Genomic DNA, 25,523 nt, shown 5'->3' on the forward strand with positions numbered 1-25,523 from the left:
AGGGGTTATCCCACTCCTTTTTAATCAGACTCCTTAAAGGAATATACCTGATACTCTTCCCATATGCCTTCTAAGTTTGTAAAGGTAGTAGATATCTTTTCTTTCTCTCTCAAACCAACTGCAATAATTAAAGCATTAATTACACTAAGTGGAGCAACTAGTGAATCAACAAAAGAAGCCATGTTACTTTGTGCTATTAATGTATAATCAGCTCTTGCAGCAAGTGGTGATAAAAGGCTATCAGTTATAGCAACAACCTTTGCACCTCTGCTTTGAGCAAAGGTTAACGCTTCTATAGTTCTAGCAGCATAACGTGGGAAACCAATACCTATAACTAAGTCGTCTTCCGTAACATTAATCATTTGTTCAAAGATATCGCTAATTCCATAGCTGACAATCTTAACGTTGTCCAAAATAAGATTTAAATAAAATCCTAGAAACTCTGCAAGTGCAGTAGAACTTCTAAGACCTATTATATATATTTTTTTAGCGCTAAAGATACCGTTTACTACGTCTTCAAAAGTCTTATGGTTTATTTTCTCCAAGGTTGACCTTATATTCTCCATGTCCGACTTTAATACGCCTTTTAAAGCACTTTCTTCACTGACAAAATCATTTGACAATTCTATTCTTTGAACCGTAGTAAGTTTGTTTTTAATTAGTTCTTGCAAAGCCTTTTGTAGTTTTGGATATCCACTGAAACCTAATTCGTTTGCAAATCTTACTACAGTAGATTCACTAACTCCTACACTAATACCTAGCTTAGCAGCGGTCATGAAAGCTGCTTTATCATAGTGTTTTAAAATGTACTCAGCTATTAACTTTTGTCCCTTACTAAGACGCGGAAACTTAACCTGAATGGTTCTCATTAAATCTTGTTTATTATTCCCATCTTCCATAATATTCTCAATCCTTTCTCTTTTCCCCATACATTTGCAATATTTATTTCATTTTAACATCTATTGAACAAAGTTTCAATATGTCATTCAATTGTTTGTTATTTTTCTTTATAAATATTTATTATATGTTTATCATCCTTTTCTGTTATACCAAACACAAGGTCTTTTTCACTTAAATTTTTATTTAAGAAATCAACTACCTTATACATTTCTTCGTAGTAATTAAATTCCTTTGATGCTATTAATTCTAATTTATCTTTCATAACTTTTTTATCAAACTAGTAAAGGTTTGATAAAAGTTCACCTCCCATTTATTTTTTTTCAATAACTATTAAGTATGGCGGATTGTTTAATCTGTTAACATAGGAATGGAGCATTACCCCAAAGACTTCTTTAGGAAGATTTTCAACAAAATCTAATACAGCTGTTTCCTCTCTTTTGCCTTCTTCATGACCTCTATATAATGCAATGGTGATTATTCCACCAGAATTTAATAAATCTATACTTTCTTTTAGGCTATTTATAGTTGAATTGCTTTTTGTAGTAATATCTTTATTGCCTCCAGGTAAAAAACCTAGATTATACATTACACAATCTACATTTTCCTTTATGTATTTTTTTATCTCCTCATGAGAATCTTCTATTACAATTACATTGTTTTTATTTTTCTCTTTATAGGCTCTTACTGCACTTGTTTGAATTTCAAAAGAATAAACTTTACCAAAAATCTCACTCAAAAAATCAGTATCATGCCCATTACCTAAGGTAGCATCAATTGCTATATCAAATTTATTACAGAATTCCTTTATTATATGATGTGAAAGTTTATTGACATCCGTAACATATTTGTACATTGTCTTCTCCTTTTAATACGTAGTTTGTTTTACTCTTACATTTTACATAGGGTTCCTTATTAAGTCTACCTACATGCCTACAATTATCATATAAGTCTATAAGGTTTTAATGTATTCAATTTCATCAACATCTAAGTATCTCCACTGGCCTTCTTGTAAGCTGCCAAGTTTAATCTTTCCTATCTGTATTCTTCTTAACTTTATTACAGGATGTTTTATCACTTCACACATTCTTCTTATTTGTCTATTTTTTCCTTCATGTATTGTAATTTGAACTTCTGAAGAATCTTTATACCTATTTAATATTTTAAAGTCCGCATTAGATGTTATATATCCTCCTATGTCCAAACCCTTCTTAAACCTTTCTATTTGGATGTCTGATGGAATTCCCTTAACTATAGCAACATATACTTTGTTTTTTTCTTCCCTGGGGTGAATTATTTTATTATATACTTCACCATCATTAGTAAGTAAGATCAAACCTGAGGTATCATAGTCTAATCTACCTATAGGATATACTCTCTCATCAACTTCTACCAAATCTAAAATTGTTTTCCTTCCTTTTTCATCCTTTACAGTAGATACATATCCAACTGGTTTATTTAGTGCTATGTATACTTTTCTTTCTTCTTTTTTAATTGTTTTTCCATCTACTACTACAACATCTTTTTCACTGTCTACCTTAAACCCTAATTCATAAATTACATTATTATTAACCTTTACTCTCCCCTGCTGTATGATTTCTTCACACTTTCTTCTAGAAGCTACTCCACAGGAGGCCATGTATTTTTGTAGTCTTTCTTCCATAATATCACCTGCCTTCTTATATGAATTTTATTTAACTATTTACTATACTAATTTATAATTAATTTTAAATATCCGCAAGAAAGATTTTTCCAATTCATATTTAAATAGTGGTTAATAATATTATTTCTTTTTTTTATAAATATAATTCTAAAGGGTATCGGTAAATCTATAGATACATTAAGCTTTTTAACTTATATTTATAAAACCATTTTATATAGATATAGTACAATAATCAAATTTAGATTGTTTTTTATAAGTTTACTTTTAGTTTTATTTACATAATATTTAATATGTAATTATACTTAATTAATAAAAGAACAAAAGAAATTTTAAGCTAAATAAAACTTCTTTTGTTCTTTTCCTCCTAAAGGATTCTAGTGAAAGTTATCTATACTAACATTTAGTATATTAACCTACGTTAGGCTTCTCTATTTATATCATTAAATCCATCTTTAAACCAATACTGAAGAGCTTTATATATAGCTCTCTCTTCTAAATAATCCTCTGAAAAAGCTTTAAGTCTTTTAAATCGTGTAACATTCACGGAAAGGTGGTTTATAGAATATTGAACAATGTTATTTATAGCTATATTGGGTTTAACCACTTCTTCTTTTTTCTCACAGTAAGTTGAATCTGAAAATGTAATAAACTTTCTACAATTTAGTGGTCTAACCTCATATATAGAGCATCCCCCATCTTCATCTAAAAAAATACAGGGTATATTTTTTTCACTGAAAAGTTCTACTACCTCCTCTTTCCTTTCTTTAATTTCCTTAAAGCTTGGAACCTCCATTATGGTTGCATTTATCTTATTTTTAAGTTCATTAATTTTGTCACCATCAAAATTATTTATGACATATTCTCTTATTAATTCTGCCTCTATAGCTGTGCAATCCATATAGATATGGCAGCAGTGACTGCATCCCTTTCTACAGGGCGCGTACTTAGTAAAATCCTCAGCACCTTCATCTGCAGCCTTGTACATATATTTTAAGTAGTCTTTTCCCTTACTCAAGCTTAATTCTTTATCTATAATATCTTGCAACAGAAATTCTGATACTTTATCATAGTTATTGCTGCTTTTACTATAGTTAAAAACTATCTCTTCATCTCTATAATTTCTACCTAAAGTTTTATATTCACTATTATTTTTCATACAGCAATTTTTAAATTTCAAGCCACTGCCACAAAAACAATGGTTCTCTGGTGATATTTTGATCCTTTTCTCCTTTGTATATAGTTTTCCCTCCATAGTACACCTCTTCAACTGTACGCTAAAATAATGATTTAAGGTTTATTTTAGCATATCTATTCTACAAATTTTAAATAATTTCTACTTGTATTTTATAATAATATTTAATGTTTTTACAAGTAGGTTACTATAATTTAAAAATAAAACTATTAAAAAAATCCCTATACCAATAGGTACAAGGATTTTTTTAATCTTTATCTAATTCATCTCTGAATTTTGCTATTTCTTCCTCTGTCATATTTGTCTTTTTCATAACTTCTCCCATGCACATTCCTTTACTGAAAAGATTAATGGCATAGTCTCTTGTTTCCTCATAAGTATTAATTTTTTCCTTTGAATTAGCCACAATTTACACCATCCTTTAGTTTTAATTTATTAATATGAATATAAGTATAAATATTATTTGTAGTTTACATTAAATTTGATTTACATAATAATTAATATGTTGTATAGCATTAGTTAAAAAAGATAGATGCAAACTTACTTTATCTTTAAAGTTTACACCTATTTTTAACCCTATCTTATCCATAGTGATTTAGATTAATTTTATTTTGTAACTATGTTTTCAAGTTGGCTTTTTATTTCTTCTGCTGTTTGACCATCAGCAATAATCTGTGGTGTTCTTGTTGTAGTGTCTGAATAGCCCATAACATTTATGCTCTGCCCTGTTACTACTACTGCATCAAATTGATCGTAAAAAGAAGAATTTTCAGTACTGTTTATCTCAAATTCCTCAACACTATACCCATTTTTGGATAAATAGTTTCCTACTGTGCCTAGTCCTTTTTCTACAGCTACCTTTTTCATTTCTATCACCTCCAAGTATATTTTTCACAAAAAACAGAAAATAATTCATAGTAGCAATATCAAAATCTTAACATTTTTATTGTTACATGAATTTAAACTAAAAAAGAGTTCTTAAATAACACCAGTGTGCTACTTAAGAACTCTTTTTATTCAACATCTTGAATACTTATTTGTCTTATATGCTTCGTATGACTCCACTCTTTTTTATCTTTATCTATTATCCCTTGAATAGTTATTGGAATCCAAGTTAAAGTATATATTCCGTATAATAAGTACCAAACAAATAGTTTAAGAGGATTCTTTCCACCTATCATACGAATCATTACTATGAAAGTACCAATATACGCAATATTCCCTATAAGCATTTCTATAAAGGTTGGTTGACCACCATATAGGTATGAAAGTATTATTACATTTAGAGAATATAAACCAAAGGTAATAAACATTTTCTTTGAAAGTTTATTCTCTAGGAGCATTATTAAAGGTGTAAAAATAAACTGAATAATACTGAAGGTCTTCCATATAATGCTTCCAAAAACACTACCAAAGACATTGTTAAACAAATCATTTATAACAAATATGTTTAAACCATCTTTAGTGTTAACCTGCATCATAGTAAGCACTGCAGACAAACCTATTAATATTGTTACAAAGGGCTGTATTGTATATAATGCACAGTCTAACGCTGTAAAGCTTTTATCCTTAACAGCCTTTTTAAGTAACTTTGAGAAAAATCTCGAAGATACATCTGTAAATCCCTGCATCCATCTTTTTCTCTGATTCCAAGATTGTTTCAAAGTTAAAGGTTTTTCATCATAAACTATTGCATTATGTGCCCAACCTACTTTATGTCCATTTAACACAAGCTTACAAGTAAATTCTAAATCCTCTGTAAGACAGGTTGCCCCCCATCCAAGTTTTCTAAGAATTTCAGTGTCCATACAAAACCCTGTTCCACCTATCTGGTTAGATAGTCCAAGATTTGCTCTTGCTAATTGAAACAGTCTGTTTGCAGTCCAGAAAGAAATAGAATAAGATTGTGTGATCCATGAATCATTTGGATTTTTGCTATCTATGTACCCTTGAACTACCTTATATCCCTGCTGCATCTTATAGTTCATTTCTTTTAGAAAGTTTTTAGAAATTAAATTATCTGCATCAAAAATTGCTATAGCATCATATTTTTTGTCCATTTTAAATATTCTATCAAACATCCATTCCAGAGCATATCCCTTACCTCTCTTGTCTGGAACCTTTCTTTCATGAACATTAACTCCATAACTGTTAGCAATGCTAGCTGTACTATCATCGCAGTTATCAGCAATAACAAAGATATCATACATTTCTTTAGGATAGTCTATTTCTTTAAGACTTTCTATAATTTTCCCTACAACCATCTCCTCATTGTGAGCTGCAACAAGTAGTGCAAAAGTTTTTTTAGGTGCACAATTTTCTGCTCCTTTGTCTTCCTTTTTATAAAGTCCAAACAATGAAAGGAGTAGATAGTACATTGTAATTGCAAAAACTGATATTTGAAAAATAAATGTAAAACTAGATATAAATTGATTCATTAAAAAAACCCTTTCCTTATTTATAGTGTCTTATTTTTTCCACGTAGACATAAAATACCGTATATCATAATACCACAAATTTTTCATTTTTACCTAGTTGTCGTAATTTTCTGACTATTAATTTTTCAATTTTCTACTTATAAACAAAACTTATAGTTAAAAGAACTTCTATTTATAAATATTATAATGTCAGCATTTTAGTTGTGCTATAATTTATGTAGGTTGTACTATTCTCTATCTTTATCTGTATATACTTTACCCAATTATATAATATATAATCCTACAATAAAATTGTTTTAAAAAGGTGGTAATAATATGAGAAACTTAATTGATTGTAAAGGTTTAAAATGTCCAGAACCTGTTATACATACTAAAAAGTATTTTGATGGAATTGAAGAAGGAGAGGCTACAATTATAGTGGATAACGAAGTAGCTAAGAATAATGTTTCCAAATTTGCTGAAAGTAACGGTTTTAAATGGAAGGTAGAAGAAAATAACGGTTTATTCCATGTAAACATAACTAAAGAGAATTGTTCCTGTAAAGACATGGATTTAAATGAAAAGAAGCTTACTATTTTAGTTGGAAGTGACAGACTAGGAGAAGGCGATGATATATTAGGATCTATGCTTATGAAAAGCTATTTCTATGCTTTATCAGAAAGTGATTCTATTCCATCAGATCTACTCTTTTTAAATGCTGGCGTTAAGCTTACTGTGGAAGGTTCTGATTGTTTAGAGAGTATAATGAAACTTAAGGAAAGAGGAGTAAATGTTTTTAGCTGTGGAACTTGTCTTGATTTTTATAATCTAAAAGATAAACTAGCAGTAGGTGAAATAACTAATATGTACACTATAGTTGAAAAGATGAATTCATCAGATAATACAATTAAGCTATAAGATTAAACTTAGCTTAGATGAGGAATATTTATATATACTATAATATTCTATAACAGATAACTAAAAAATAGATGTATGAAAATAATTGTTTTTCATACATCTATTTTTTAATTTAATTATTATACTAAAATTATTTAGCTTCCAAAGCTTTGATAAAGATTCACTTAATTTAGTACTTCATTTATATAAAATTTTCAAATATTTTAGTTATAACTGGTGCAATAAAAACTGTTATAATACCTGCTAGTCCTATGGATAAACTGCTCATTGCCCCTTCCACTTCCCCTAATTCAATAGCCTTTGTTGTGCCTACAGCATGAGAAGCGGTTCCTATGGCTACTCCTACTGCTACCTTATCTTCTATTTTGAATAGCTTGCATACATAAGGTCCTACAACAGCTCCCATTATTCCTGTAATTATAATAGCTGCCACTGTAATAGAAGGTATTCCACCTAACTGCTTGGAGACCTCTACTCCTATAGGTACTGTTATGGATTTAGGTATCATTGAAATATCTAAAGGTTTTGATATACCGAATAAATGACATAAAAAAATAACTGTTATAATTCCAACTAAAGATCCTGCAGTTATTCCAGCAACTATTGGTAATGCGTAAGCTTTCAAAAGTTTAATCTTTTTATACAACGGTACTGCTAGTATCACCGTAGCTGGAGATAGGAAAAAGGAAATAAATTGTCCTCCCTTATCATAGTCTGAAACATTAATGTTAAAAATAGTTAAAAAGCACATCACCATGATTATACTAGTAAACAAGGGGTTTAAAATAGGAATCTTAGTCTTTTTATACAAAATACATCCTATTTCAAATGCTATTAAAGATATCATAATACCAAAGATAGGTGTAGAAATTAGTTCTCTCATCTCGATTCTCTCCTTTTAAATAGTTGTACTGTTATTCCCGTAACTACCATAACAACTACTGTAGATATAAAGGCTATTATTAAGACATAGTACCAATAGTCTTTAATTAGCGCTATGGAAGCTATAAGACCAACTCCTGCTGGTAAGAAAAAGAAAGCTAGATGATCTAACAAAAACTTGCTTATATCTTCAATCATTTCAACTTTGATTATGCCAGTACATAATAGCATCAGTAAGATTATCATTCCCATTACATTACCAGGTACCGTTAAATTTAGGACCCTTCTAAGCAATTCTCCTAGAAAACAAATTATAAGTATAATAGCTAACTGCCTTATAATTTTCATAACAAAACCTCTTTTCCTGCTAAATTCTATTTCTCTAAAGTTATCAGTATATTTTTTCATTATCTTTTGATTAATGTCTATAAATAATATACACCCTTTTTTTAAGTAAAAGGATTTTTTTAGAAAAGGTGTACTATAGAAAATTTTCTGAATAAAAATGCACTTCTTATAATAAATAAACCATAACTATGAATATTGCTTTATAAAATAACATTCATAATTATGGTTATGTGCTTAAAATATATACTTGCAGCAATTATCTGTTCTTTGTCTATACTTCCTGAAAATAATAGTAATACTTAATCAGATAATGTTCTATTTATTATAACTTTTTAGTAATCTTATAATAAATCTAAATTATATAGATCCCCTCTCCTGTGCTTTAATAACGGCAAAGAGTCTCTTATTTCATCTATATACTCTAGATCTATATCCTGAATCAATATTCCTTCTTTTTCATCTAACTTTGCAGCAATATCTCCCCAAGGGTTAGTTATTAAGGAATTTCCATAAGCTACATAAGAATAATTAGTATTTCTAGCTGGAGATATGCCTGCTATATATAACTGATTATCTAATGCTCTGGACTTAAATAGAGTCTCCCAATGAGCAAGCCCTGTAGTCATATTAAAAGCCGCTGGTATAAAGATAATTTTAGCTCCTTTTAAAGCCATTATTCTTATAATCTCCGGAAATCTTATATCATAGCAAATAGCTACACCTACTTTTCCCCAAGGTGAATCAACTAAAGTAATATCACTGCCACTAGATAATACTTCTGATTCCATAAATCTAACTCCATTTTTAATGTCAATATCAAATAAATGAACCTTTCTATGTTTGCCTATTAATTCCCCTTTATTATCGAATATAAAAGAAGTATTGTAAATTTTATCATCCTCTATCTCTGGAATTGAGCCTCCTATTAAATATATATTTTTATCTTTAGCAGTAGAAGAAAGCATTTTTATTGTCTCTCCTTCTGGGAAAGCTTCAGCATATTCTCTAAAATGTTTATTATTATAAGGGCAGTTAAACATCTCTGGAAGAGCTACAATTTTAGCTCCTTTATCTGCTGCTTCACATATCATGTTTTGAGCCTTTTTTGTATTTTCCTCTTTTGTACTTTTTACTACCATCATTTGACACAGCCCTATTTTTAAAGTATTCATTTTATACTCTCCTCCTTTTTATTCATAGGAATATTATACCATCAATCTTATATTATATTTAACTCTATTGTATTGACTTTTAATTTTGTTATTATATACTATTTACGTGAAGCAATAAATTGATTTTATATGTATTGTAGCAACAGTCTACTTTAAATGCAGTAAATTTAATATATAAAGGAGATATACTATGGGACAACACTCACTTTCAAGAACTGAATTATTAATTGGTAAGGAATCCTTAGAGAAGCTAAAAGACAGTACAGTTGTCATCTTTGGTTTAGGTGGTGTAGGTAGTTTTACCTTCGAAGCACTAGTAAGAGCTGGAGTTGGACATCTTATATTAATAGATGATGATACGGTATGTTTAACTAACTTAAATAGACAAATACACGCCACTTTTGATACTATAGGCAAGTCAAAAGTTGAGCTTTTAAAAGAAAGGGCTTTAAAAATCAATCCTAAATGCAAGGTTGATATTCATCAAACTTTTGTTAAAGCAGATAATATAGATGAAATAATACCATTAGACGCTGATTACGTAGTAGATGCAATAGATACAGTTTCCTCAAAGATTGCTCTAGTTCTTTGGTGCAAAGAACATAATATTGACATAATTAGCTGTATGGGTACAGGGAATAAGTTAGACCCTACTCAATTTAGAGTAGCAGATATATATGATACAAAGATTTGTCCTCTTGCGAAAGTTATGAGATATGAGCTTAGAAAGAGAGGAATTAAAACTTTAAAAGTGCTGTATTCTGAAGAAATGCCTATGAAGCCTAAACAAGGTGAAGTTATTACCTGTAAGGAAGGCTGCGTATGTACTAGCGGAAGTAAAAAATGTACTGCAAAGAGACAAATTCCTGGAAGCATATCCTTTGTTCCTCCAGTAGCAGGTATGATTATAGGTGGCGAAGTAGTTAAAGATATTATTGCCAAATAAGTTATAACTAAAAACCGCAAATATTTATTTGCGGTTTTTTATTTTACTGAGAATCATTTCCTATATAATTTTTAAAAAGCTCCTCTATTTTTTCTTTTTCTAAGGAAGATACTTGCCAGTCCTTAGTCTCTACTCTATCCTTTATTTTTATTTTAAATAACAACTGATTTTCTTTTTTATCGGACCAATGCCATTCCTCTATATCCTTCCAGTAACTAAAGTTATAGTATACATTACTGTATAGGCTCTTTTGTCCTATACCCTTATCAGTAACTACTTTTTCTTTACTAAAATCATAAATACTTAATAGAAAATAAACTACAATCATTACGCCTAAGGCAGTAAAATATCCTGTTATTATCACATATACAAAATACCCCATTAGTCCTAAGAAAAGTATTGCTAAGAACTTCCTTTTTATATCCGATGCCGATAATCTTAATAAAATTTCTCCATTATCCTTCCTAGGAGCCCTTCCTTTAATAAAAGACAAGTAAAGTTGCGAAATAGAGGCAATAATTAAAACTATAAGCAGCATTTTTTCAAAACTCAATATATTCACCTAATTCCCTTCTAAGTTTATATTTTTTCTAGTATTTTTAAGTCATCTACATAATTTAAGTTACAGAACATCTCCATATTAGGATCATACTCTTTTGTAACTTCTTCTGGAATGTATAGTATATTTGAATTTCTAATTATATCGTACAAAACTAAATTATTTTCCATTATTCCCTTCTCAAAGTCTCCAATTAAACTTTGGGAATAGAAAGCATGAAGAGGTTCAACCCAATTATTACGTCTTGGAATAACACCATCGTAATCATTGTGTCTTAAATTCTCCATCATAGATTCTATGTATTCTATATTTACAATAGGCATATCACAGGCTAAAAAAAACACATACTGAGATGAAGCATGCTTTAAGCCGGTGTAAATCCCTCCTGCTGGACCATATTCCTTCTTTAAATCCTCTAATACAGTATACCTTAACCCTACAAACTTATCTTTTCTTTCCGCTACAAGTAGTACCTCTTCAAATAGGCCCTCTAGTTTCTCTGCCACTATTTCTAAAAGAAGTTTATTGCCTAATTTTAGCTTACTTTTATCAAATCCCATTCTACTGCTCTTACCACCACATAGGATAACTGCTGTTCCAAGTCTTTTCACTTTATCCCCCCGTTCCTATCTGTACCATTAGTATGTATTACTTTCTAAGTATGAACTTAAAAAATTCATAAAATTAACTAAATCTTCTTTGCTAGTAAAAGTTCCCTGAGCCTTTTTACCGTTGCCGCCACCTTTTCCGTTAAATTCTTTAATGTTATCTTTGAAGATTTTACCACAGTTAACATCAAGTCCAGTATTGTTATTAAATAGCAGCTTTAAATCACATAGTGAACCTAAAATTATTATTCTATCCTTTCCTTCAAAAGCTGTTCCTAATAGCTGTATTTCTTCAAAGCTTCTATCTTCATATTTTCCAACATAGATCTTTGAACTATCTTCTTTAACTATGTGTTCTACTTCTCTTACAGCAAGTATTCTTCTTAGCTTATTTAGTTCTCTACTGACTCTTTCAAAATCTGCAGCTTGATTTTCAACTCTCTGTACCAAGTTATTTTCATCTGACGAAAAAAGCCTATTTAGTTTTGTTATTATGTTATGTTTATTTTGAAAATCCTTTAGAGCTCTATTTCCACATTTGAAATATATTCTAGTCATTCCTTTATATCTTTCAGTCTTTATTATTTTAACTACTCCTACTTCTCCAGTTCTAATTACATGGGTTCCGCAGCAAGGACAGCAATCCATATTCTCAGCTTCTACTATTCTTAAATCTTCGTCTACATTAATTCTTTTTCTTAATGGTAGTTTTTCACTTTCTTCCTTTGAAACCACATATGTACGTATCTCCTGATTTTTATATATGAAAGAGTTTACTGTTTCTTCCGCTTTAAGAAGCATTTCCTCTGTCATATCTTCTAAAGGTATATCAATATCTATAGTTACATATTCCTCTCCTAGATGAAATCCTTTATTGTTTCCTTTATACAAATTAAAAATTGCTCCAGTTAACAAATGTTCTCCACTATGCTGCTGCATATGATCAAATCGTCTTTCAAAATCAATTTTGCAAAAGACTTTTTTGTCTTTTGGAGCCTTAGTCACTCTATGATAAATAACTCCTTCTTTTTCAAAAACATATTCTACTGCTGCACCATCAATTTCACCAATATCTGAAGGCTGTCCTCCACCTTCAGGGTAAAATATTGTTTTATTTAAAACTAACAAAAACTTATCATCCTTAGGTACTATCTCTTCTACTTCTGATTCACACTCCCTTAAGTAAGGATTTTCATAAAATAATTTTTCTGTCAACGTTAACAGCTCCTCTCTAGTTTTCCATATAATATTATTCTACCTTCTATCCCCATTTTTTGAAACAGTAATTTTAAATTTTGTTCCAAAAAAGACAGGAAGCAAACATACCAATAATAACTACGCCAAAAGTCGTTTCAAACATCACTAATATTCTTACCAATGTGGAGTTAGGTAAAATATCTCCATAGCCAAGGGTAGTTATAGTTACTGCACTAAAATACATAAAATTCCAAAGTGGATATTTAAAACTTCCATTTGCTACTCCCTTTAAAACTAAAGGACTATCATCGGGAAATGAAACAGAGTTTTCCATAAGGTTTGTAAAATAAAAACTTAGAGGATAAAAATAGCTGCCTTTTTTAAAAAACTCCTCCTCTATTTTAGGATAATCTTTAACCCAGATTACCATATTATTTATCTTTTTCATTTTGTTGCTCTTATTATAAAGAATGAAACTATCATTTTTATCATTACTAATAACTTTATATAGAGATATTTTTAATTTATAACAGCTAAATTTACTACTTACAAATTGCTCTTCACAGCTTTCCACCTTCATATGAGTTATTCCTTTACCTTGAAGCGATAGATAATAATAATTAGCCCAAATCTCGCCTAGTGGATTCTCAAAGGTAAAAACGTTAAAATTCTTCTCCTTTTTATGTTCCGTGTCTTCCAGTTTCACTATAGGTCTTCTGTATTCTTCTGAAACAATTAAATCCGCTATAGTATTATTAAATTCTCTATTATTAATATTTAATTTAAGAGCCTTTTTAAAGGCAGTAACCTTTGTATTTATATTAATATCATTCTGAAATACAAAAAACTCTCCAGAAGAAATATTGGCAATTTTCCAGTATATTATGCCAAAGGTGATTAATGTACTTAAGTAGAGAATACCAAGTATAGTTAACAAACTTCTCTTTCTCATATTACTGATAATATCTAATAAATTCATATTTAATCTCCTTAAATGAATTCTGCTTCATTTATAGTCTTATAAAATTTTATTAGTTACAAGATATTGATATTCTCTCAAAAGTAACATTATTAATTTAAAATGAAAAATTCTTTTATTTCTGCTGACCAAGATAAACTTTATGTCCACAAAAACCTTTTTTAAAATCCTCCCAAAAAACATCTCTAAGGATTTCAGGGTACACATCAATTGAAGTAATTCTGATCTCTTCTTCAGATAGAAAGGCTGTATCTATAATAAATTGTTTATCTATTGAAAATTCTGGATCAATACCAATGTTTATATTATAATCCAATGCTGCAGCAGTAAAAAAAAGAGATATATGATGAGTTTCCTTATGCCATTCTACATATTCTCTAACATAGACTAAATCCTTTGGAATACACTTAATTCCACATTCTTCTTTAACTTCTCTTATTAATGCCTCTACTGCACTTTCTCCTGCCTCTATACCGCCGCCAGGTAACGTCCACCAAGTTTCACCGGTATCTGGGTCTCTATGCTTAACAAGAAGAACTCTATTTAAGTCATCTAAAATTATAGCAGCTGCTCTAGTTCTAATTTTCATAATTTATATCTCCTCCCTCTATATACAGTAATTTTACCATGTAAAATAATCTTAGTATAAATACAGTATTAGTATTTTATTAATTCAATTAAAAAACCCCCTAGCTCAATAGCTAGAGGGCTTAAATATTTCCAAATTATAATTTTCTTCTGAGAGTTAGTGTTATTTAAGGTTTTTTTCAACCATCCTAGTCTTGAGAATAACGAAGTTAAAATTATTAATATTAATATTTTGAAAGTGAAAGTTTCACTTTTAAATGTTCTTTATAGGGTTTAAGAGCATTAATAGAGAATTTCACTATAACTTCGTTATCACTATATTAGTATTGGAGCACCTCTCTTAATGAACTTACCTGCTCCTTCTTTTCCTACAAATTGACCATCTTTAGCAACTACTGTTCCTCTGCTTACTGTAACTACTGGAGCACCTTTTAACTTAAAGCCTTCATAAGGTGTGTAGTCAACATTTTCATGAAGCATTGGTTGAGTAACTGTAATATCTACATTTGGATCAAATACTACTATATCAGCATCACTTCCAACTGCTATAGTTCCTTTTTGAGGATACATACCATATACTTTAGCAGCATTTGTAGAAGTTACCTGAACGAATCTGTTTAAGTCAAATCTTCCTTCAGCTACACCATAAGTGTACATTAGGGACATTCTAAGCTCTACTCCTGGAGCTCCATTTGGAATTTGTGCAAAGAACTCTTTTCCCATTTCCTTTTGCTCCATGAAGAATGGGCAGTGGTCTGTAGCCACAAATTGCACTGTGTTATCTTTTAAAGCCTTCCACATTGTAGGCCAGTTTTTCTTATCTCTTAATGGAGGTGACATTACATATTTAGCTCCATTGAAATCTGGTTCTCTATAGTTGTCCTCTGATAATAATAGATATTGAGGACAAGTTTCACCAATTATTGGATATCCTTCTGCTCTAGCACGAGCTATTTCAGAAACAGATGCTTCACAGCTATTATGAACTATGCAAAGAGGCGCATTAGCAATTTTAGCAAGCTTAATAGCTCTGCCAGCTGCTTCTCCTTCAGCTAAATCTGGACGGGATAGTGCGTGATATATTGGCTCTCCCTTTCCTTCTGCTTTGAACTTTTTAGTAAGGTAATCAATTACATAGTAGTTTTCTGCGTGTACGCAAGCAAGTCCACCATTTTCGTTAACCTTCATTAAAGTTCTTATAATTGTGCCATCATCTACTCTTAAGCCATCATATGTCATAAACATTTTAAAGCTTGTATATCCTTGTTTGATTATTTCTGGCATTTCATTTAAAACGTTGTCGTTTAAATCTGTAACGCTTATGTGAATACCATAGTCAATTACAGCTTTTCCATCTGCTTTTTCACGCCAAGTTTCTGTAGCATCCTTTAGCGTTTTTCCGTTTTGTTGGATAGCAAAGTCCACTATAGTTGTCGTTCCGCCGCAAGCAGCTGCTATAGTACCAGTTTTAAAGTCGTCACTAGAGTATGTTCCGCCAAATGGCATATCCATGTGAGTGTGTGGATCTATTCCACCAGGGAAAACATATTTACCAGCAGCATCAACTACCTCTGCTCCCTCTGTACATAAATCTATTCCAATTTCAATTATTTTCTCATCTTTTATACCTAAGTCCGCTTTAAAAGTATCGGAAGCTGTTACTACAGTTCCTCCTTTTACTACTAAATCATATTTACTCATTTTAAATTCCCCCCTAATAAAGAATACATCTTATATGATAATTGAAGGATTTTAGTAAAATTATCGAGAGTTATTAGTCAGATTTATAAATTCATCCATATGGGGTAATTTCTTACCTCATATGGATGAATAGTTAGATAAATATTATGCTTGTTGCTCAGCGTTTTCTACAACTTTTTTGTTTTTGTTAGTAATTTTTTCTAACCAAGCACCACCGGCATCTGAGACTAATCCTACTACAGATCCCATTAAAAGAACTGCTGCCGTATCTAAGTAGGAGTGTCCTAAAGCCATCATACCAAAAGTAGTTGAACATCCTATATATACACCTGGCACGAACATTAAGTGCTTCCATTTAGCTTCTGCAACTATTCCGAAGGAGATAACACCTGTCATAATAGCAACTATATTTGGAATATGAAGTACGTTTGAAGCCTCTACACAGAAGATAGCCCATGCTACTCCTACCATGTTTACAAATATGCCTCTTAGCCATCCCTTAACGAAACGTTCTCCAAGTGCAGAACCAACTCCATAATATGTTGTGGTTCCCATGAATCCAGCCCAAGCTTGTACGCCTATTGCGGTACTAAAATTGGACCATATCCATGCAAGTATCCCCATGCTAATAGCACCTGACATTATTCCACTCATAAAAACTCCCCTTTATTATAACTCTTTATTAAAGAGCTATTTCTCTTTCTACTCCAAAGTCTTTAAATACAACTTCACCTTTAGTTATGCATTTTTCGATAGGGCATACTAATGCACATAAGTGACATCCTACACAGTTATCTTTGTTAACTGAAGGTTTTCTTGTTTCTGAATCCCAAACTACAGCTTGGTGTCCTCCATCGAAACATGAAATATAACATCTTCCACAACCGATACACTTGTCATGGTTGAAGTCTGGATATACTATATAATCTCTATCTAAGTTTTCAGCTGGTACCATATTACCTAATGCACAACCAACTAATTCTTGTAGGCTATCAACACCTTTTTCTTCCATGAAGTATTGTAATCCGCTGATCATGTCTTCTACAACTCTGTATCCATATTGCATGATAGATGTAGTAACTTGAACTGTTCCTGATCCAAGCATTATGAATTCAAGAGCATCTTCCCAAGTTTCAACTCCACCGATACCACTTACTGGAACATCTTTAAGAGCTGGATCTTGTTTTAATTGAGTTATGAATCTTAATGCGATTGGTTTTACAGCTTTACCTGAGTATCCTGATATTGATGATTTTCCGTTTACTATTGGAAGACCAACTCTCTTATCAAAGTCAACTCCAGTTATACATTTTATTGTATTGATTGCAGCTATACCTGTAGCTCCACCTTCAATAGCAGCTCTTGCTGGTACTTCCATGTTTCCTATGTTTGGAGTCATTTTAGCAAGTACTGGAAGATGAGTTCCTTTTCTTACTGCTGCAGAATATTTTTTAACTAATTCTGGGTTTTGTCCAACGTCTGAACCCATAGCGTGAGTTGTCATTTGAGGACATGAGAAGTTACACTCTATTATATCTGCTCCTATTTCAGTAACTTGTTGAGCAAGTCTTGTCCACTCTTCTTCACTAGCTCCCATTATTGAAGCTATAAGAACTTTATTTGGATAGTTTTCTTTAAGTTTCTTCATGTCTCTTAAGTTTTCTTCTAATGAATGCTCTGCAACTTGCTCCATGTTTTTGAATCCTACGAAAGGAGTTCCTTCTTTTCTAGTTGCGTCAAAACGTGGTGAAACCTCTATCATTTTTTCTGAGTTTACAGTCTTGAATACAATTCCGCCCCAGCCAGTTTCTAAAGCTTTAGCACACATTTCATAGTTGTTTCCAACTGGTGATGATGCTAAAAGGAATGGATTTTCAAATTTAACTCCACAAAATTCTATTGAAAGATCTTTCTTTTTCATTATTTTACAACCTCCTTAACTGATGCTACTTCGTCTAATCCTGATTTTCCTGTTAAATAAGCTTCGATTTTTTCTACAGCTACTTTTCCTGATGCTACTGCTTGTACAACAGTCTTGTCATCTTCTACGATATCTCCTGCTGCAAATACATCTGCTGCATCTAGGTCTGCTATAGCTTTTACATCTTCAGCTTCTTGTCCTACTGCAAATATAACCATATCTGCTGCTAATTCCATAGTTGAAGCATCGAACATTCCCTCAGCTTTTAATGCTGTAACTTTTCCATCTTGTCCAACTATTTCAGCTGGCTTAAATCCTGTGAATACTGGAATGTTTAAGTGTTGTTGGATATATTCTCTTTCTTCAGTGCTTGCTGGCATTTTTTCAATTGTTCTTCTGTAAACAATCTTAACATCTTCAGCACCAAGAAGTTTTGCTGTTGAAGCACAGTCCATAGCAACGTCTCCGCCACCTATAACGATTACATGGCTTCCAACTTTAACTTCGCCTTTTTTAGTTTTAGCTTCAGCTAAGAAGTCTACTCCATTTACAACGCCTTCTAAATCTGCGCCTTTAACATCTACATTCTTACCTTTTTGAATTCCGCAAGATACTAAGAATGCTTTGTATCCATCTGCTCTAAGAGCATCTACGCTGATTTCTTTTCCAACTTTGCAGTTTGTTTTGAATTCTACGCCTAACTCTTTTATATAATCTATTTCATTCTCAACAACGTTTTGTGGTAATCTTTGAGGAGGAATTCCATAACTTAACCATCCACCTAAAACGTCTTTTTCTTCAAATACAGTTACTTTGTATCCTTTTAATGCAAGGCCTGCTGCTGCTGTTAGACCACTTGGACCTGAACCTATAACAGCTACTTTTTCCTTGTTTAATTCTACTTTATCGTTTACTTTCATTCCTATAGCTTGCTCGTGATCTGTTAAGTATCTTTGTAACTCGCCTATTTTAATTGGGTTGTCTATTCCACATCTGCTACAAGCTCCCTCACAGTACTTGTCGTAAGGACAGACTCTTGAACATATAGCTCCAAGTGGATTGTTTGTTCTTATAGTCTCAACTGCACCCTTTAAGTTTCTGAAACGTAATGAACGTATGAATTTTGCTGGATCAGTTCCTGCTGGACATGCTTTACTACATGGTGCATCGTGACATAAAAGACATCTTGCCGCCTCTTCAATTGCTAAAAGAGGTGTTAACGCTTTCTTTGTTTCCGCTAAGTATTTTTCTTTTTCCATTTGTGTATTATTCCCCTTTCAATTTGTATATATATTTTATTTGTGTTTTGTGGAATGAAGGATATATATTCTTTTCTTGCCTTCGTGAATATTTTATCATCAAAAAGAAAATTTTTCTATATGAAAATTACAACAATTTTCTTACATTTTACGCTATTTTGCGAGTTTGTTCTATTTAGATAATAAAAAATAGATTTGTAAATCATAATTTGTCGAATAAAAATATTTTTTTCTAAGTTTTTTACACCTCTTAACCAATTGATATTCCTTGTTTTTATTTTTTAATTGAATTTTTTGTTTTAAATTGTATTTATACCCATGTAATTATAACCCAATATTTTGTTATTTTCTTTAATATAATTATACGTATCCCGTCCGATTTTTTAAAATATTTTATAATTTTTTATATATTTTATATATTCTTAAACCATATTTAAATATATTTTGAAAATATATGGTAATTTTTCTACTTTTTATTGTACATTACTCCAAAATATTCTATTTTGTTTGATTGTAAAATAACAAACATTATAAGAGAAAATGTTATTAATGTTTCTTTTTTGCAGTATTTGAACTTTAGAATTCCATTTACTGTCTTTTTCCGAATATTTACCTTCATAAACCATAATAATTGTTTTTTATCAACTTTAAACAGGTATCTATGTTGCTATCAATCAGATAATAATAGTGTAATTTTATAAACTAAATTAATTTTATTAAGCATCTTCCGCAGCTTGCATTTTACTTTATAATACTTGAAAACTTTAATATTATATATTATTATAATATATAGATGATTTAGTTATAAAATTATTATTAATTAATATTAGATATGATTTATTATTAACTAAAATCCAAAAATATAAAGAAAAGTGAGGTAATATTTATGGCAGCTGTTAATATGAGCGATATAGCATACGCAGAATTTAAAGAGCTTCTAAAAGAAAATGATATAAATTCTAACATAATTAGAATTTATTTAGCAGGTATGGGATGAAGCGGCCCAGCTTTTAATCTTGTTCTGGATGAACAAAAAGATGATGATGTAGTTGTGCAAATTAAGGATATGCAATTCTTAGTTGAAAAAGATCTAATAAACCAATTCGGAAGCTTTACTTTAAAAGGTGGCAGCGAAAATGGAAGAGGCGGTTTAAGTATTGAAACAGAAGTTCAATCAGAAAGCGGCTGCGGCGGCGGTTGCTCTGGCTGCGGAGAATAACTCTAAAAAATAAGGGTTGGTTTATACTTAAACCAACCCTTATCATTTATATGCTTTTATATTCATCCTTATCTGCTATTAGAATTTACAACTCTACATCTCTTAATTACTTAGATCTATATTCCTTTACATAACCAGAAAAACTCCAATTATTCAAAAACTTTTCAGCACTTTTGTAACCAGATTGAAAAATCTTCAATCTCATTTCTTTTGTAATATTAAAATCTGTAGTGGAAACTCCTAAAGTAGGTATAAAAATTGTTCTAACAGCATCCTTATCCTTTATATATATTTCTTCATTTTTATCAATCATTGTATTAACCACATCTAGCAAAAAGGATATAAAATCTGTTTTTCCTGTGGAGGTATAACTAACTCTCTCTTCTACTAACTTAAATCCAAAAGTAGGCCATCTTGGCATTTCCTGAACATCAAATATCCAAATAGGAAAATTGCTTAAAAGTCCTCCATCTACTATATAGCTGTATCCATCTTTATAACTAAATTTAATAGGTTTAAAATAAAAGGGAATGCTTAAACTCATTCTAACAGCCTCAGCAATTTCAAATTCCATGGGATCTATTCCATATCTAGCTATATCCTCCGGTAGTATTAACATATTCTTCTGTGTTATATCTGAAGCAATAATTTTAAGTTTTGATTTTCCATTAATACTTACATCTCTAAATTTTATTTTATTCTTTTTTATTAGCAAGTCCCTTACAAAATCCCTAATTGGCTCTCCAGAGTATATGCCCTTGTTCTTTAAAAGTGAACTGGATTTTGACACGATAGAAACTAACTTAAGTTTATTTTTTCCTAAAAATATTTTGTAGTCTAAATTCATCATGATGTCCTTTAGCTCTCTTCCAGAATAACCTGCCGCTAGCAGAGAAGCAATTATTGCCCCTGCAGAGGTTCCTGCAAATCTGTTCCATTCATATCCTTTTTCTTCTAAACAGCATACTGCTCCTATAAGCCCTATACCTTTTACTCCTCCTCCTTCAAAGACAGTATCAACCTTCATCTTCTCTCCACCTTATAAAGTAATATGTAATTTATCACATATTACTTTATATGATTAATGGAAAAAATTTAAAACCAAAAGACTATTTTTGATATATACAAATAACTCCTGCTATACTTAAAAGTATACCAACAAAATTTATTAAGGAGATATGCTCCTTATATAATAGCAGCCCAATAGGAATCAATAGTACTGTAACGCAAATATTAGTAAAAAGAGCAACTAAACTTATGTTCCATCCTGCTCTATAAGCTAATAAAAACCCTAATTCTAATCCTACAATAGTAATGCCTAGAGCATAACTTGCCCAATTTAATCTTTTAAAGGATTGTATAAATCCCACATCTGAAGGATATATACAAAAAGAAATCAGCGTTAAGATTAAAGCAATACCATAGGTTGCTATAAGTGATATTAACGGATTTGCAGCTTCTGGAACAGATTTTTGAAAAATATGATAAAAAACATTAGAAGCTATTACTAACAATACAGAAATATAATACAAATTCATCTTAAAAATCTCCCTTCTCAATTTAAATTACTTGTTTCTTAACTCTAAAATTTCATTGTTTATAAAATCTCAGTTCTTACTACCTATAATACATTATCATTTTCCTTAATGAATAGCATTAAAAAATACCGATTTTTTCAATATCTATAAATCATTTATAATTTCGTAATGACTTCATCCTTAGAATAATATTCTTTTTCCAGTGATAAAATAACCTTAAGGATATTTTACCTTCAAAGGAGGACTATTAATGAAAATAGAAGCTTTTTTCAGCGGTATAAAGAATGCAAACAAAGCTGTAGAACAATTAAAAAGTGCAGGTTTTAAAAATACTGTAGCAGATATAAACGATCATTACGTGGAGTTTAATAATGGAGTACAACCTAGATTTCCTGGCACAGAAAATGCCCCTAATCTATCAGCAATGGTACTAAGCTCAGGAGAACATATAGAAGATCCTTCTAAAAGACCTCTAGATGCTGCTAGTCCTATGGTAAGTGGTATGGGTGGTTTTGAGGAAATTATAGACGTTAACTACAAGGTAATTGTAAACCTTGAAGAAACTGAATTAGAAAAGGCAAAGGGAATAATTAAAGAAATGGGAGGAGATTTTAAGGTTCCAAATTTGGATTTGCCACACAGATTAAAGGATTTAACTCATATCGATGATATAGATTTAGATTTATAAATAAAATTCTTAATAAAAGAAGCTATAATTTAAGTCTAAATTATAGCTTCTTAAAACAGAAAGTTATTTTACTAGATTCGAATAACTAAATAGCCTTTTTGTTTATTGAGTTACATATACCCACTAAGTCTTCTATACTGTCTATTACATAGTCAGGCTTATGCTCCATTAGCTCCCTCATTGAAAGAGCTGTGTATTTTACAATTGCCGTGCTGCATCCAGCATTTCTTCCACAAAGAATATCATTATGGCTATCTCCAACCATTATTGCCTCATCAGGTCTAATCTTTAATATTTCACAGGCCTTCTCAGCAGGGTCACCTAGTGGCTTATGCTTAAGTGTATCTTCTGGTGTAACTATAACATCCATATAGTCAAACACATTTATTAATTTGAGCCCTCTCTCTGCTAAAGCTCTCCTCTTTGAGGTTACTATAGCAAGCTTAACTCCCATTTCTCTTAAGTTTACTAATCCTTCTTTTACTCCCTCAAATATGTATGCAAGTTCATCATGTTTCTTTTCGTTATATTCTCTATAAATAGCAACTAACAAATCTGCACTTTTTTCATCATAATTAGCCATTGTACCCCTTAACGGCTCGCCAAAGGTTCTTACTATTTCCTCTCTAGATACCTCTCTATTTAGATGCTTATTGAAAGTATACTGAAAACTTTCAATAATTAATTCATTAGTATTTATAAGTGTTCCGTCTAAATCGAACAATATTGCTTTGATCATTTATTGCCTCCTGCATTTATTCTTAAATATTTATAGGCTATTAATTACTTTAATAAAGCCTTTAGTTACATATGTGCATATTTGAACTAACTTTTAGTATATAATACCATAACTTATAATAAACAACAAGCTAACAAAGAAGATAGGAAGCCTACTTTAACGTAAGCTTCCTATCCTCTTTAAAACTTTTTATCAAATTTTGATTTAATGTCTCATCAGAGTATTGGAGTTCTTTTGAAAAGTCTTCCTTTTTCTTCTTTAGTTCTTCAGTTTCCTCAATTACCTTTCCAGTCTTTATGTCATAGTAGGTATTTGTCCATGATATATAGAATACATTGCCATCAGTAAAGGAACCGTTTCTAAAAAGGACTTTATCCCCATTAGAGTTTAGAATATCTTTACCAAACATATAGCTCTTAGGTAGATTATATAGATTTGCTAAAGTCGGGTATAAATCCATCTGTCCTGAATAAGTGTGATTTATTCCCTTGTTTTCATCTTCCGGAAAATGTATAATCATAGGAACCTTTTGATACTGGAACCAAGTTAAATCACTGGCGTTATCTATCTTTTCGAAATTGTATAGCTCATTTATTTGTTCTCTTGGAATAGCAAAATGATCACCATAAATAACTACAATTGAGTTTTGCAATATTCCTTCCTTTTCCAAATTATCTAGAAACATTCCCAATTGTTCATCAGTATAATGAATTGACTTTAAATAATTTCCTAAAAGAGAGTTTTCATATTCAGCTGCGTTAAAGTCCCCATACTTTTCTACATCATTATAAGGATGATGACTTGTTAAGGTAACTAAAAAAGCATAATATGGTTCCTTAAAGGATTTTAGTTTTTCTAAAGACTGATTTAAAAATGATTTATCACTAAGACCTAATCCTATTTCCTCATCAATATTAAAACTATGTTGTCCATAAAAATCATCAAAGCCTTGAGCTTGATACATAACATTTCTATTCCAAAAGCCTTCATTATTACCATGAAGAGCAGCTGTATAATAACCGTTATCCTTTAGCACCTTTGGTAGAGAGTTGTAGTAATTATTACTATAGCTACTGTAAGCCGCACCAGATTCCGCAGGATATAACGAGTTATTCGTCATGAATTCTGCATCTGAGGTATTACCTCCAGCAACCTGATAAAAATAATTATCAAAATACAAGCTTCTATTTATCCACTTATTTAAATTAGGTGTTATTTCCTCACCATTTACTTTTTTATTTATTACAAACTGTTGAAGGGCTTCCACCTGTATAACGATCAAATTTTTTCCTTCCGCTGCTCCTCTTAAAACTGTCCCAGTATTCTTGTTATTTTCCGATAAAAAATTCTTAATTTCATTTTCTCTCTCTGCAGGAAGTTTCTTAGAATTTTTAATATTAGTGTTTATATAATTAAAGGTATCTACTGCATGAAAGTTTATATTTCCTATCATCTTAGTTAAATATATTCTGTTACTCATAGAAGTTAAAAGAGTTGGTTGTTCCTTTGATAGAGCATAAACAGATTTTACATTTATTGATATACCAATTAAAAACATTATAATAAAAGCAGAAAGTTTTTTAACTAAAGAAACCTTAATGCTGATATTATTTTTCTTATAAACTTTTACATATGGTATTAATATTATGACATCTATCAAATAAAGTAAGTCTTTCAGATTCAATAAACTACTTACACTAGAGGATACTCCTCCAAGAAGCTTTATATTTCTGAGTGCTGCTAAAGTGGTTATGTCCTTAAAATATTTGTAATATAATATATCTGCTATTAGCACAAAACTTATAATAATATCAATTATATATAAGAAATTTATTCTATTATCCTTTTTAAGCAGTACTGCAAAGCTAGTTAATATTAGAATAGATGCTATCACCGGTTGAGAAACCTTAGTATATAAATAATCTGGGGATATTTGTTTTGCATATAGCATTAATTTTGTAAACATTATAAACTGAAATAATATTAAATCTAAATTATTACGTAAGAATTCCGTCACTTTGTTGTCGTTAACATTTATAAAATTCATTTCCTTCTTCCTTCCTAAAAATATCTCAAATATATCTTATAATCA

The 25,523-nt window shown here is 30.7% G+C and carries 28 protein-coding genes; 4 read left to right on the top strand and 24 right to left on the bottom strand.

Features of this window, described 5'->3' with window-relative positions; genetic code table 11:
• Nucleotides 1-20: 20 nt before the first annotated feature.
• From N4T77_RS02935 to N4T77_RS02970, 8 genes are all read right to left on the bottom strand, one after another.
• Complete coding sequence (locus N4T77_RS02935) at nucleotides 21-899, bottom strand: MurR/RpiR family transcriptional regulator (protein ID WP_261670382.1); 879 nt, start codon at nucleotides 897-899, stop codon at nucleotides 21-23.
• A gap of 98 nt (nucleotides 900-997) precedes the next feature.
• Nucleotides 998-1,162, bottom strand: a complete 165-nt coding sequence (locus N4T77_RS02940) for a YpmA family protein (protein ID WP_261670242.1) — start codon at nucleotides 1,160-1,162, stop codon at nucleotides 998-1,000.
• Between the two features lie 48 nt (nucleotides 1,163-1,210).
• Nucleotides 1,211-1,753, bottom strand: a complete 543-nt coding sequence (locus N4T77_RS02945; protein WP_261670243.1) for a class I SAM-dependent methyltransferase — start codon at nucleotides 1,751-1,753, stop codon at nucleotides 1,211-1,213.
• Between the two features lie 96 nt (nucleotides 1,754-1,849).
• Complete coding sequence (locus tag N4T77_RS02950) at nucleotides 1,850-2,560, bottom strand: pseudouridine synthase (RefSeq protein ID WP_261670245.1); 711 nt, start codon at nucleotides 2,558-2,560, stop codon at nucleotides 1,850-1,852.
• Between the two features lie 418 nt (nucleotides 2,561-2,978).
• Nucleotides 2,979-3,812 carry an SEC-C motif-containing protein gene (locus tag N4T77_RS02955; protein ID WP_261670246.1) on the bottom strand — a complete coding sequence of 278 codons (834 nt, stop codon included), beginning with the start codon at nucleotides 3,810-3,812 and terminating at the stop codon, nucleotides 2,979-2,981.
• Between the two features lie 187 nt (nucleotides 3,813-3,999).
• Entirely contained in the window at nucleotides 4,000-4,158 is a 159-nt protein-coding gene (locus N4T77_RS02960) for a hypothetical protein (RefSeq protein WP_261670247.1), read from the bottom strand.
• 200 nt (nucleotides 4,159-4,358) lie between these two features.
• A complete protein-coding gene (locus N4T77_RS02965; RefSeq protein WP_261670248.1) occupies nucleotides 4,359-4,619 on the bottom strand; it encodes a YkuS family protein in 261 nt (86 codons plus the stop codon).
• Nucleotides 4,620-4,765: 146 nt separating this feature from the next.
• Nucleotides 4,766-6,190 carry a glycosyltransferase family 2 protein gene (locus tag N4T77_RS02970; protein ID WP_261670249.1) on the bottom strand — a complete coding sequence of 475 codons (1,425 nt, stop codon included), beginning with the start codon at nucleotides 6,188-6,190 and terminating at the stop codon, nucleotides 4,766-4,768.
• Between the two features lie 315 nt (nucleotides 6,191-6,505).
• On the opposite strand from N4T77_RS02970, the gene yedF reads away from it, so the two are divergent.
• Nucleotides 6,506-7,087, top strand: coding sequence for a sulfurtransferase-like selenium metabolism protein YedF (yedF, locus tag N4T77_RS02975; RefSeq protein WP_261670250.1), 582 nt, complete (start codon nucleotides 6,506-6,508; stop codon nucleotides 7,085-7,087).
• Between the two features lie 181 nt (nucleotides 7,088-7,268).
• Here the strand turns inward: yedF and N4T77_RS02980 are convergent, their stop codons facing one another.
• The 3 genes from N4T77_RS02980 to N4T77_RS02990 all read right to left on the bottom strand — a co-directional run bounded on the left by N4T77_RS02980 (nucleotide 7,269) and on the right by N4T77_RS02990 (nucleotide 9,489).
• On the bottom strand, nucleotides 7,269-7,970 hold the full coding sequence (locus N4T77_RS02980; RefSeq protein ID WP_261670251.1) for an LrgB family protein: 702 nt from the start codon (nucleotides 7,968-7,970) through the stop codon (nucleotides 7,269-7,271).
• Nucleotides 7,967-8,377, bottom strand: a complete 411-nt coding sequence (locus tag N4T77_RS02985; protein WP_396125081.1) for a CidA/LrgA family protein — start codon at nucleotides 8,375-8,377, stop codon at nucleotides 7,967-7,969. Before N4T77_RS02985 ends, N4T77_RS02980 begins: the two co-directional genes overlap by 4 nt.
• A 281-nt stretch (nucleotides 8,378-8,658) precedes the next feature.
• Nucleotides 8,659-9,489, bottom strand: coding sequence for a carbon-nitrogen hydrolase family protein (locus N4T77_RS02990; RefSeq protein ID WP_261670252.1), 831 nt, complete (start codon nucleotides 9,487-9,489; stop codon nucleotides 8,659-8,661).
• 190 nt (nucleotides 9,490-9,679) lie between these two features.
• On the opposite strand from N4T77_RS02990, the gene N4T77_RS02995 reads away from it, so the two are divergent.
• Nucleotides 9,680-10,435 (top strand): tRNA threonylcarbamoyladenosine dehydratase, encoded by a 756-nt coding sequence (locus tag N4T77_RS02995; RefSeq protein ID WP_261670253.1) that lies wholly within the window; start codon nucleotides 9,680-9,682, stop codon nucleotides 10,433-10,435.
• 43 nt (nucleotides 10,436-10,478) lie between these two features.
• Here the strand turns inward: N4T77_RS02995 and N4T77_RS03000 are convergent, their stop codons facing one another.
• The 9 genes from N4T77_RS03000 to N4T77_RS03040 form a co-directional block, all read right to left on the bottom strand.
• On the bottom strand, nucleotides 10,479-10,997 hold the full coding sequence (locus N4T77_RS03000) for a hypothetical protein (RefSeq protein ID WP_261670254.1): 519 nt from the start codon (nucleotides 10,995-10,997) through the stop codon (nucleotides 10,479-10,481).
• Between the two features lie 17 nt (nucleotides 10,998-11,014).
• Nucleotides 11,015-11,605, bottom strand: coding sequence for a molybdenum cofactor guanylyltransferase (locus tag N4T77_RS03005; RefSeq protein WP_261670255.1), 591 nt, complete (start codon nucleotides 11,603-11,605; stop codon nucleotides 11,015-11,017).
• Nucleotides 11,606-11,632: 27 nt separating this feature from the next.
• Nucleotides 11,633-12,817: an alanyl-tRNA editing protein gene (locus N4T77_RS03010; RefSeq protein WP_261670256.1), complete on the bottom strand. Its 1,185-nt coding sequence runs from the start codon at nucleotides 12,815-12,817 to the stop codon at nucleotides 11,633-11,635.
• A 73-nt stretch (nucleotides 12,818-12,890) separates the two neighbouring features.
• On the bottom strand, nucleotides 12,891-13,778 hold the full coding sequence (locus tag N4T77_RS03015; protein ID WP_261670257.1) for a potassium channel family protein: 888 nt from the start codon (nucleotides 13,776-13,778) through the stop codon (nucleotides 12,891-12,893).
• A 115-nt stretch (nucleotides 13,779-13,893) separates the two neighbouring features.
• Nucleotides 13,894-14,367, bottom strand: coding sequence for an NUDIX domain-containing protein (locus tag N4T77_RS03020; protein WP_261670258.1), 474 nt, complete (start codon nucleotides 14,365-14,367; stop codon nucleotides 13,894-13,896).
• Between the two features lie 314 nt (nucleotides 14,368-14,681).
• On the bottom strand, nucleotides 14,682-16,067 hold the full coding sequence (hydA, locus tag N4T77_RS03025; RefSeq protein WP_261670259.1) for a dihydropyrimidinase: 1,386 nt from the start codon (nucleotides 16,065-16,067) through the stop codon (nucleotides 14,682-14,684).
• 144 nt (nucleotides 16,068-16,211) lie between these two features.
• Nucleotides 16,212-16,721, bottom strand: a complete 510-nt coding sequence (locus N4T77_RS03030) for a DUF1097 domain-containing protein (protein ID WP_261670260.1) — start codon at nucleotides 16,719-16,721, stop codon at nucleotides 16,212-16,214.
• Between the two features lie 28 nt (nucleotides 16,722-16,749).
• Nucleotides 16,750-17,988 (bottom strand): NAD-dependent dihydropyrimidine dehydrogenase subunit PreA, encoded by a 1,239-nt coding sequence (preA, locus tag N4T77_RS03035; protein ID WP_261670261.1) that lies wholly within the window; start codon nucleotides 17,986-17,988, stop codon nucleotides 16,750-16,752.
• On the bottom strand, nucleotides 17,988-19,247 hold the full coding sequence (locus tag N4T77_RS03040; protein ID WP_261670262.1) for an FAD-dependent oxidoreductase: 1,260 nt from the start codon (nucleotides 19,245-19,247) through the stop codon (nucleotides 17,988-17,990). The genes preA and N4T77_RS03040 overlap by 1 nt, the downstream gene beginning before the upstream one ends.
• Before the next feature lie 1,051 nt (nucleotides 19,248-20,298).
• Between N4T77_RS03040 and N4T77_RS20265 the strand changes: the two genes are divergently transcribed.
• Nucleotides 20,299-20,466, top strand: coding sequence for a hypothetical protein (locus N4T77_RS20265; protein ID WP_261670263.1), 168 nt, complete (start codon nucleotides 20,299-20,301; stop codon nucleotides 20,464-20,466).
• Between the two features lie 106 nt (nucleotides 20,467-20,572).
• Here N4T77_RS20265 and N4T77_RS03050 read toward each other — a convergent pair whose 3' ends face one another.
• On the bottom strand, nucleotides 20,573-21,493 hold the full coding sequence (locus tag N4T77_RS03050) for a patatin-like phospholipase family protein (RefSeq protein ID WP_261670264.1): 921 nt from the start codon (nucleotides 21,491-21,493) through the stop codon (nucleotides 20,573-20,575).
• A gap of 82 nt (nucleotides 21,494-21,575) precedes the next feature.
• A complete protein-coding gene (locus tag N4T77_RS03055; protein ID WP_261670265.1) occupies nucleotides 21,576-22,004 on the bottom strand; it encodes a hypothetical protein in 429 nt (142 codons plus the stop codon).
• 250 nt (nucleotides 22,005-22,254) lie between these two features.
• On the opposite strand from N4T77_RS03055, the gene N4T77_RS03060 reads away from it, so the two are divergent.
• Nucleotides 22,255-22,692 (top strand): hypothetical protein, encoded by a 438-nt coding sequence (locus N4T77_RS03060; protein WP_261670266.1) that lies wholly within the window; start codon nucleotides 22,255-22,257, stop codon nucleotides 22,690-22,692.
• Between the two features lie 85 nt (nucleotides 22,693-22,777).
• Here N4T77_RS03060 and ppaX read toward each other — a convergent pair whose 3' ends face one another.
• Nucleotides 22,778-23,431, bottom strand: a complete 654-nt coding sequence (ppaX, locus tag N4T77_RS03065; RefSeq protein ID WP_261670267.1) for a pyrophosphatase PpaX — start codon at nucleotides 23,429-23,431, stop codon at nucleotides 22,778-22,780.
• Between the two features lie 151 nt (nucleotides 23,432-23,582).
• Complete coding sequence (locus N4T77_RS03070; RefSeq protein WP_261670268.1) at nucleotides 23,583-25,478, bottom strand: LTA synthase family protein; 1,896 nt, start codon at nucleotides 25,476-25,478, stop codon at nucleotides 23,583-23,585.
• Between the last annotated feature and the right edge of the window lie 45 nt (nucleotides 25,479-25,523).

Source organism: Clostridium sp. CX1 (assembly GCF_025398335.1).
Lineage (GTDB): Bacteria > Bacillota > Clostridia > Clostridiales > Clostridiaceae > Clostridium_AM > Clostridium_AM tanneri.

Excerpts from the sequence above, each read along its gene's own strand:
- N4T77_RS02935 (WP_261670382.1), bottom strand. The coding sequence starts at position 899 with ATGGAAGATGGGAATAATAAACAAGATTTAATGAGAACCATTCAGGTT.
- N4T77_RS02940 (WP_261670242.1), bottom strand. The coding sequence starts at position 1,162 with ATGAAAGATAAATTAGAATTAATAGCATCAAAGGAATTTAATTACTAC.
- N4T77_RS02945 (WP_261670243.1), bottom strand. The coding sequence starts at position 1,753 with ATGTACAAATATGTTACGGATGTCAATAAACTTTCACATCATATAATA.
- N4T77_RS02950 (WP_261670245.1), bottom strand. The coding sequence starts at position 2,560 with ATGGAAGAAAGACTACAAAAATACATGGCCTCCTGTGGAGTAGCTTCT.
- N4T77_RS02955 (WP_261670246.1), bottom strand. The coding sequence starts at position 3,812 with ATGGAGGGAAAACTATATACAAAGGAGAAAAGGATCAAAATATCACCA.
- N4T77_RS02965 (WP_261670248.1), bottom strand. The coding sequence starts at position 4,619 with ATGAAAAAGGTAGCTGTAGAAAAAGGACTAGGCACAGTAGGAAACTAT.
- N4T77_RS02970 (WP_261670249.1), bottom strand. The coding sequence starts at position 6,190 with ATGAATCAATTTATATCTAGTTTTACATTTATTTTTCAAATATCAGTT.
- yedF (WP_261670250.1), top strand. The coding sequence starts at position 6,506 with ATGAGAAACTTAATTGATTGTAAAGGTTTAAAATGTCCAGAACCTGTT.
- N4T77_RS02980 (WP_261670251.1), bottom strand. The coding sequence starts at position 7,970 with ATGAGAGAACTAATTTCTACACCTATCTTTGGTATTATGATATCTTTA.
- N4T77_RS02985 (WP_396125081.1), bottom strand. The coding sequence starts at position 8,377 with ATGAAAAAATATACTGATAACTTTAGAGAAATAGAATTTAGCAGGAAA.
- N4T77_RS02990 (WP_261670252.1), bottom strand. The coding sequence starts at position 9,489 with ATGAATACTTTAAAAATAGGGCTGTGTCAAATGATGGTAGTAAAAAGT.
- N4T77_RS02995 (WP_261670253.1), top strand. The coding sequence starts at position 9,680 with ATGGGACAACACTCACTTTCAAGAACTGAATTATTAATTGGTAAGGAA.
- N4T77_RS03015 (WP_261670257.1), bottom strand. The coding sequence starts at position 13,778 with ATGAATTTATTAGATATTATCAGTAATATGAGAAAGAGAAGTTTGTTA.
- N4T77_RS03020 (WP_261670258.1), bottom strand. The coding sequence starts at position 14,367 with ATGAAAATTAGAACTAGAGCAGCTGCTATAATTTTAGATGACTTAAAT.
- hydA (WP_261670259.1), bottom strand. The coding sequence starts at position 16,067 with ATGAGTAAATATGATTTAGTAGTAAAAGGAGGAACTGTAGTAACAGCT.
- N4T77_RS03030 (WP_261670260.1), bottom strand. The coding sequence starts at position 16,721 with ATGAGTGGAATAATGTCAGGTGCTATTAGCATGGGGATACTTGCATGG.
- preA (WP_261670261.1), bottom strand. The coding sequence starts at position 17,988 with ATGAAAAAGAAAGATCTTTCAATAGAATTTTGTGGAGTTAAATTTGAA.
- N4T77_RS03040 (WP_261670262.1), bottom strand. The coding sequence starts at position 19,247 with ATGGAAAAAGAAAAATACTTAGCGGAAACAAAGAAAGCGTTAACACCT.
- N4T77_RS03050 (WP_261670264.1), bottom strand. The coding sequence starts at position 21,493 with ATGAAGGTTGATACTGTCTTTGAAGGAGGAGGAGTAAAAGGTATAGGG.
- N4T77_RS03055 (WP_261670265.1), bottom strand. The coding sequence starts at position 22,004 with ATGAATTTGTATTATATTTCTGTATTGTTAGTAATAGCTTCTAATGTT.
- N4T77_RS03060 (WP_261670266.1), top strand. The coding sequence starts at position 22,255 with ATGAAAATAGAAGCTTTTTTCAGCGGTATAAAGAATGCAAACAAAGCT.
- ppaX (WP_261670267.1), bottom strand. The coding sequence starts at position 23,431 with ATGATCAAAGCAATATTGTTCGATTTAGACGGAACACTTATAAATACT.
- N4T77_RS03070 (WP_261670268.1), bottom strand. The coding sequence starts at position 25,478 with ATGAATTTTATAAATGTTAACGACAACAAAGTGACGGAATTCTTACGT.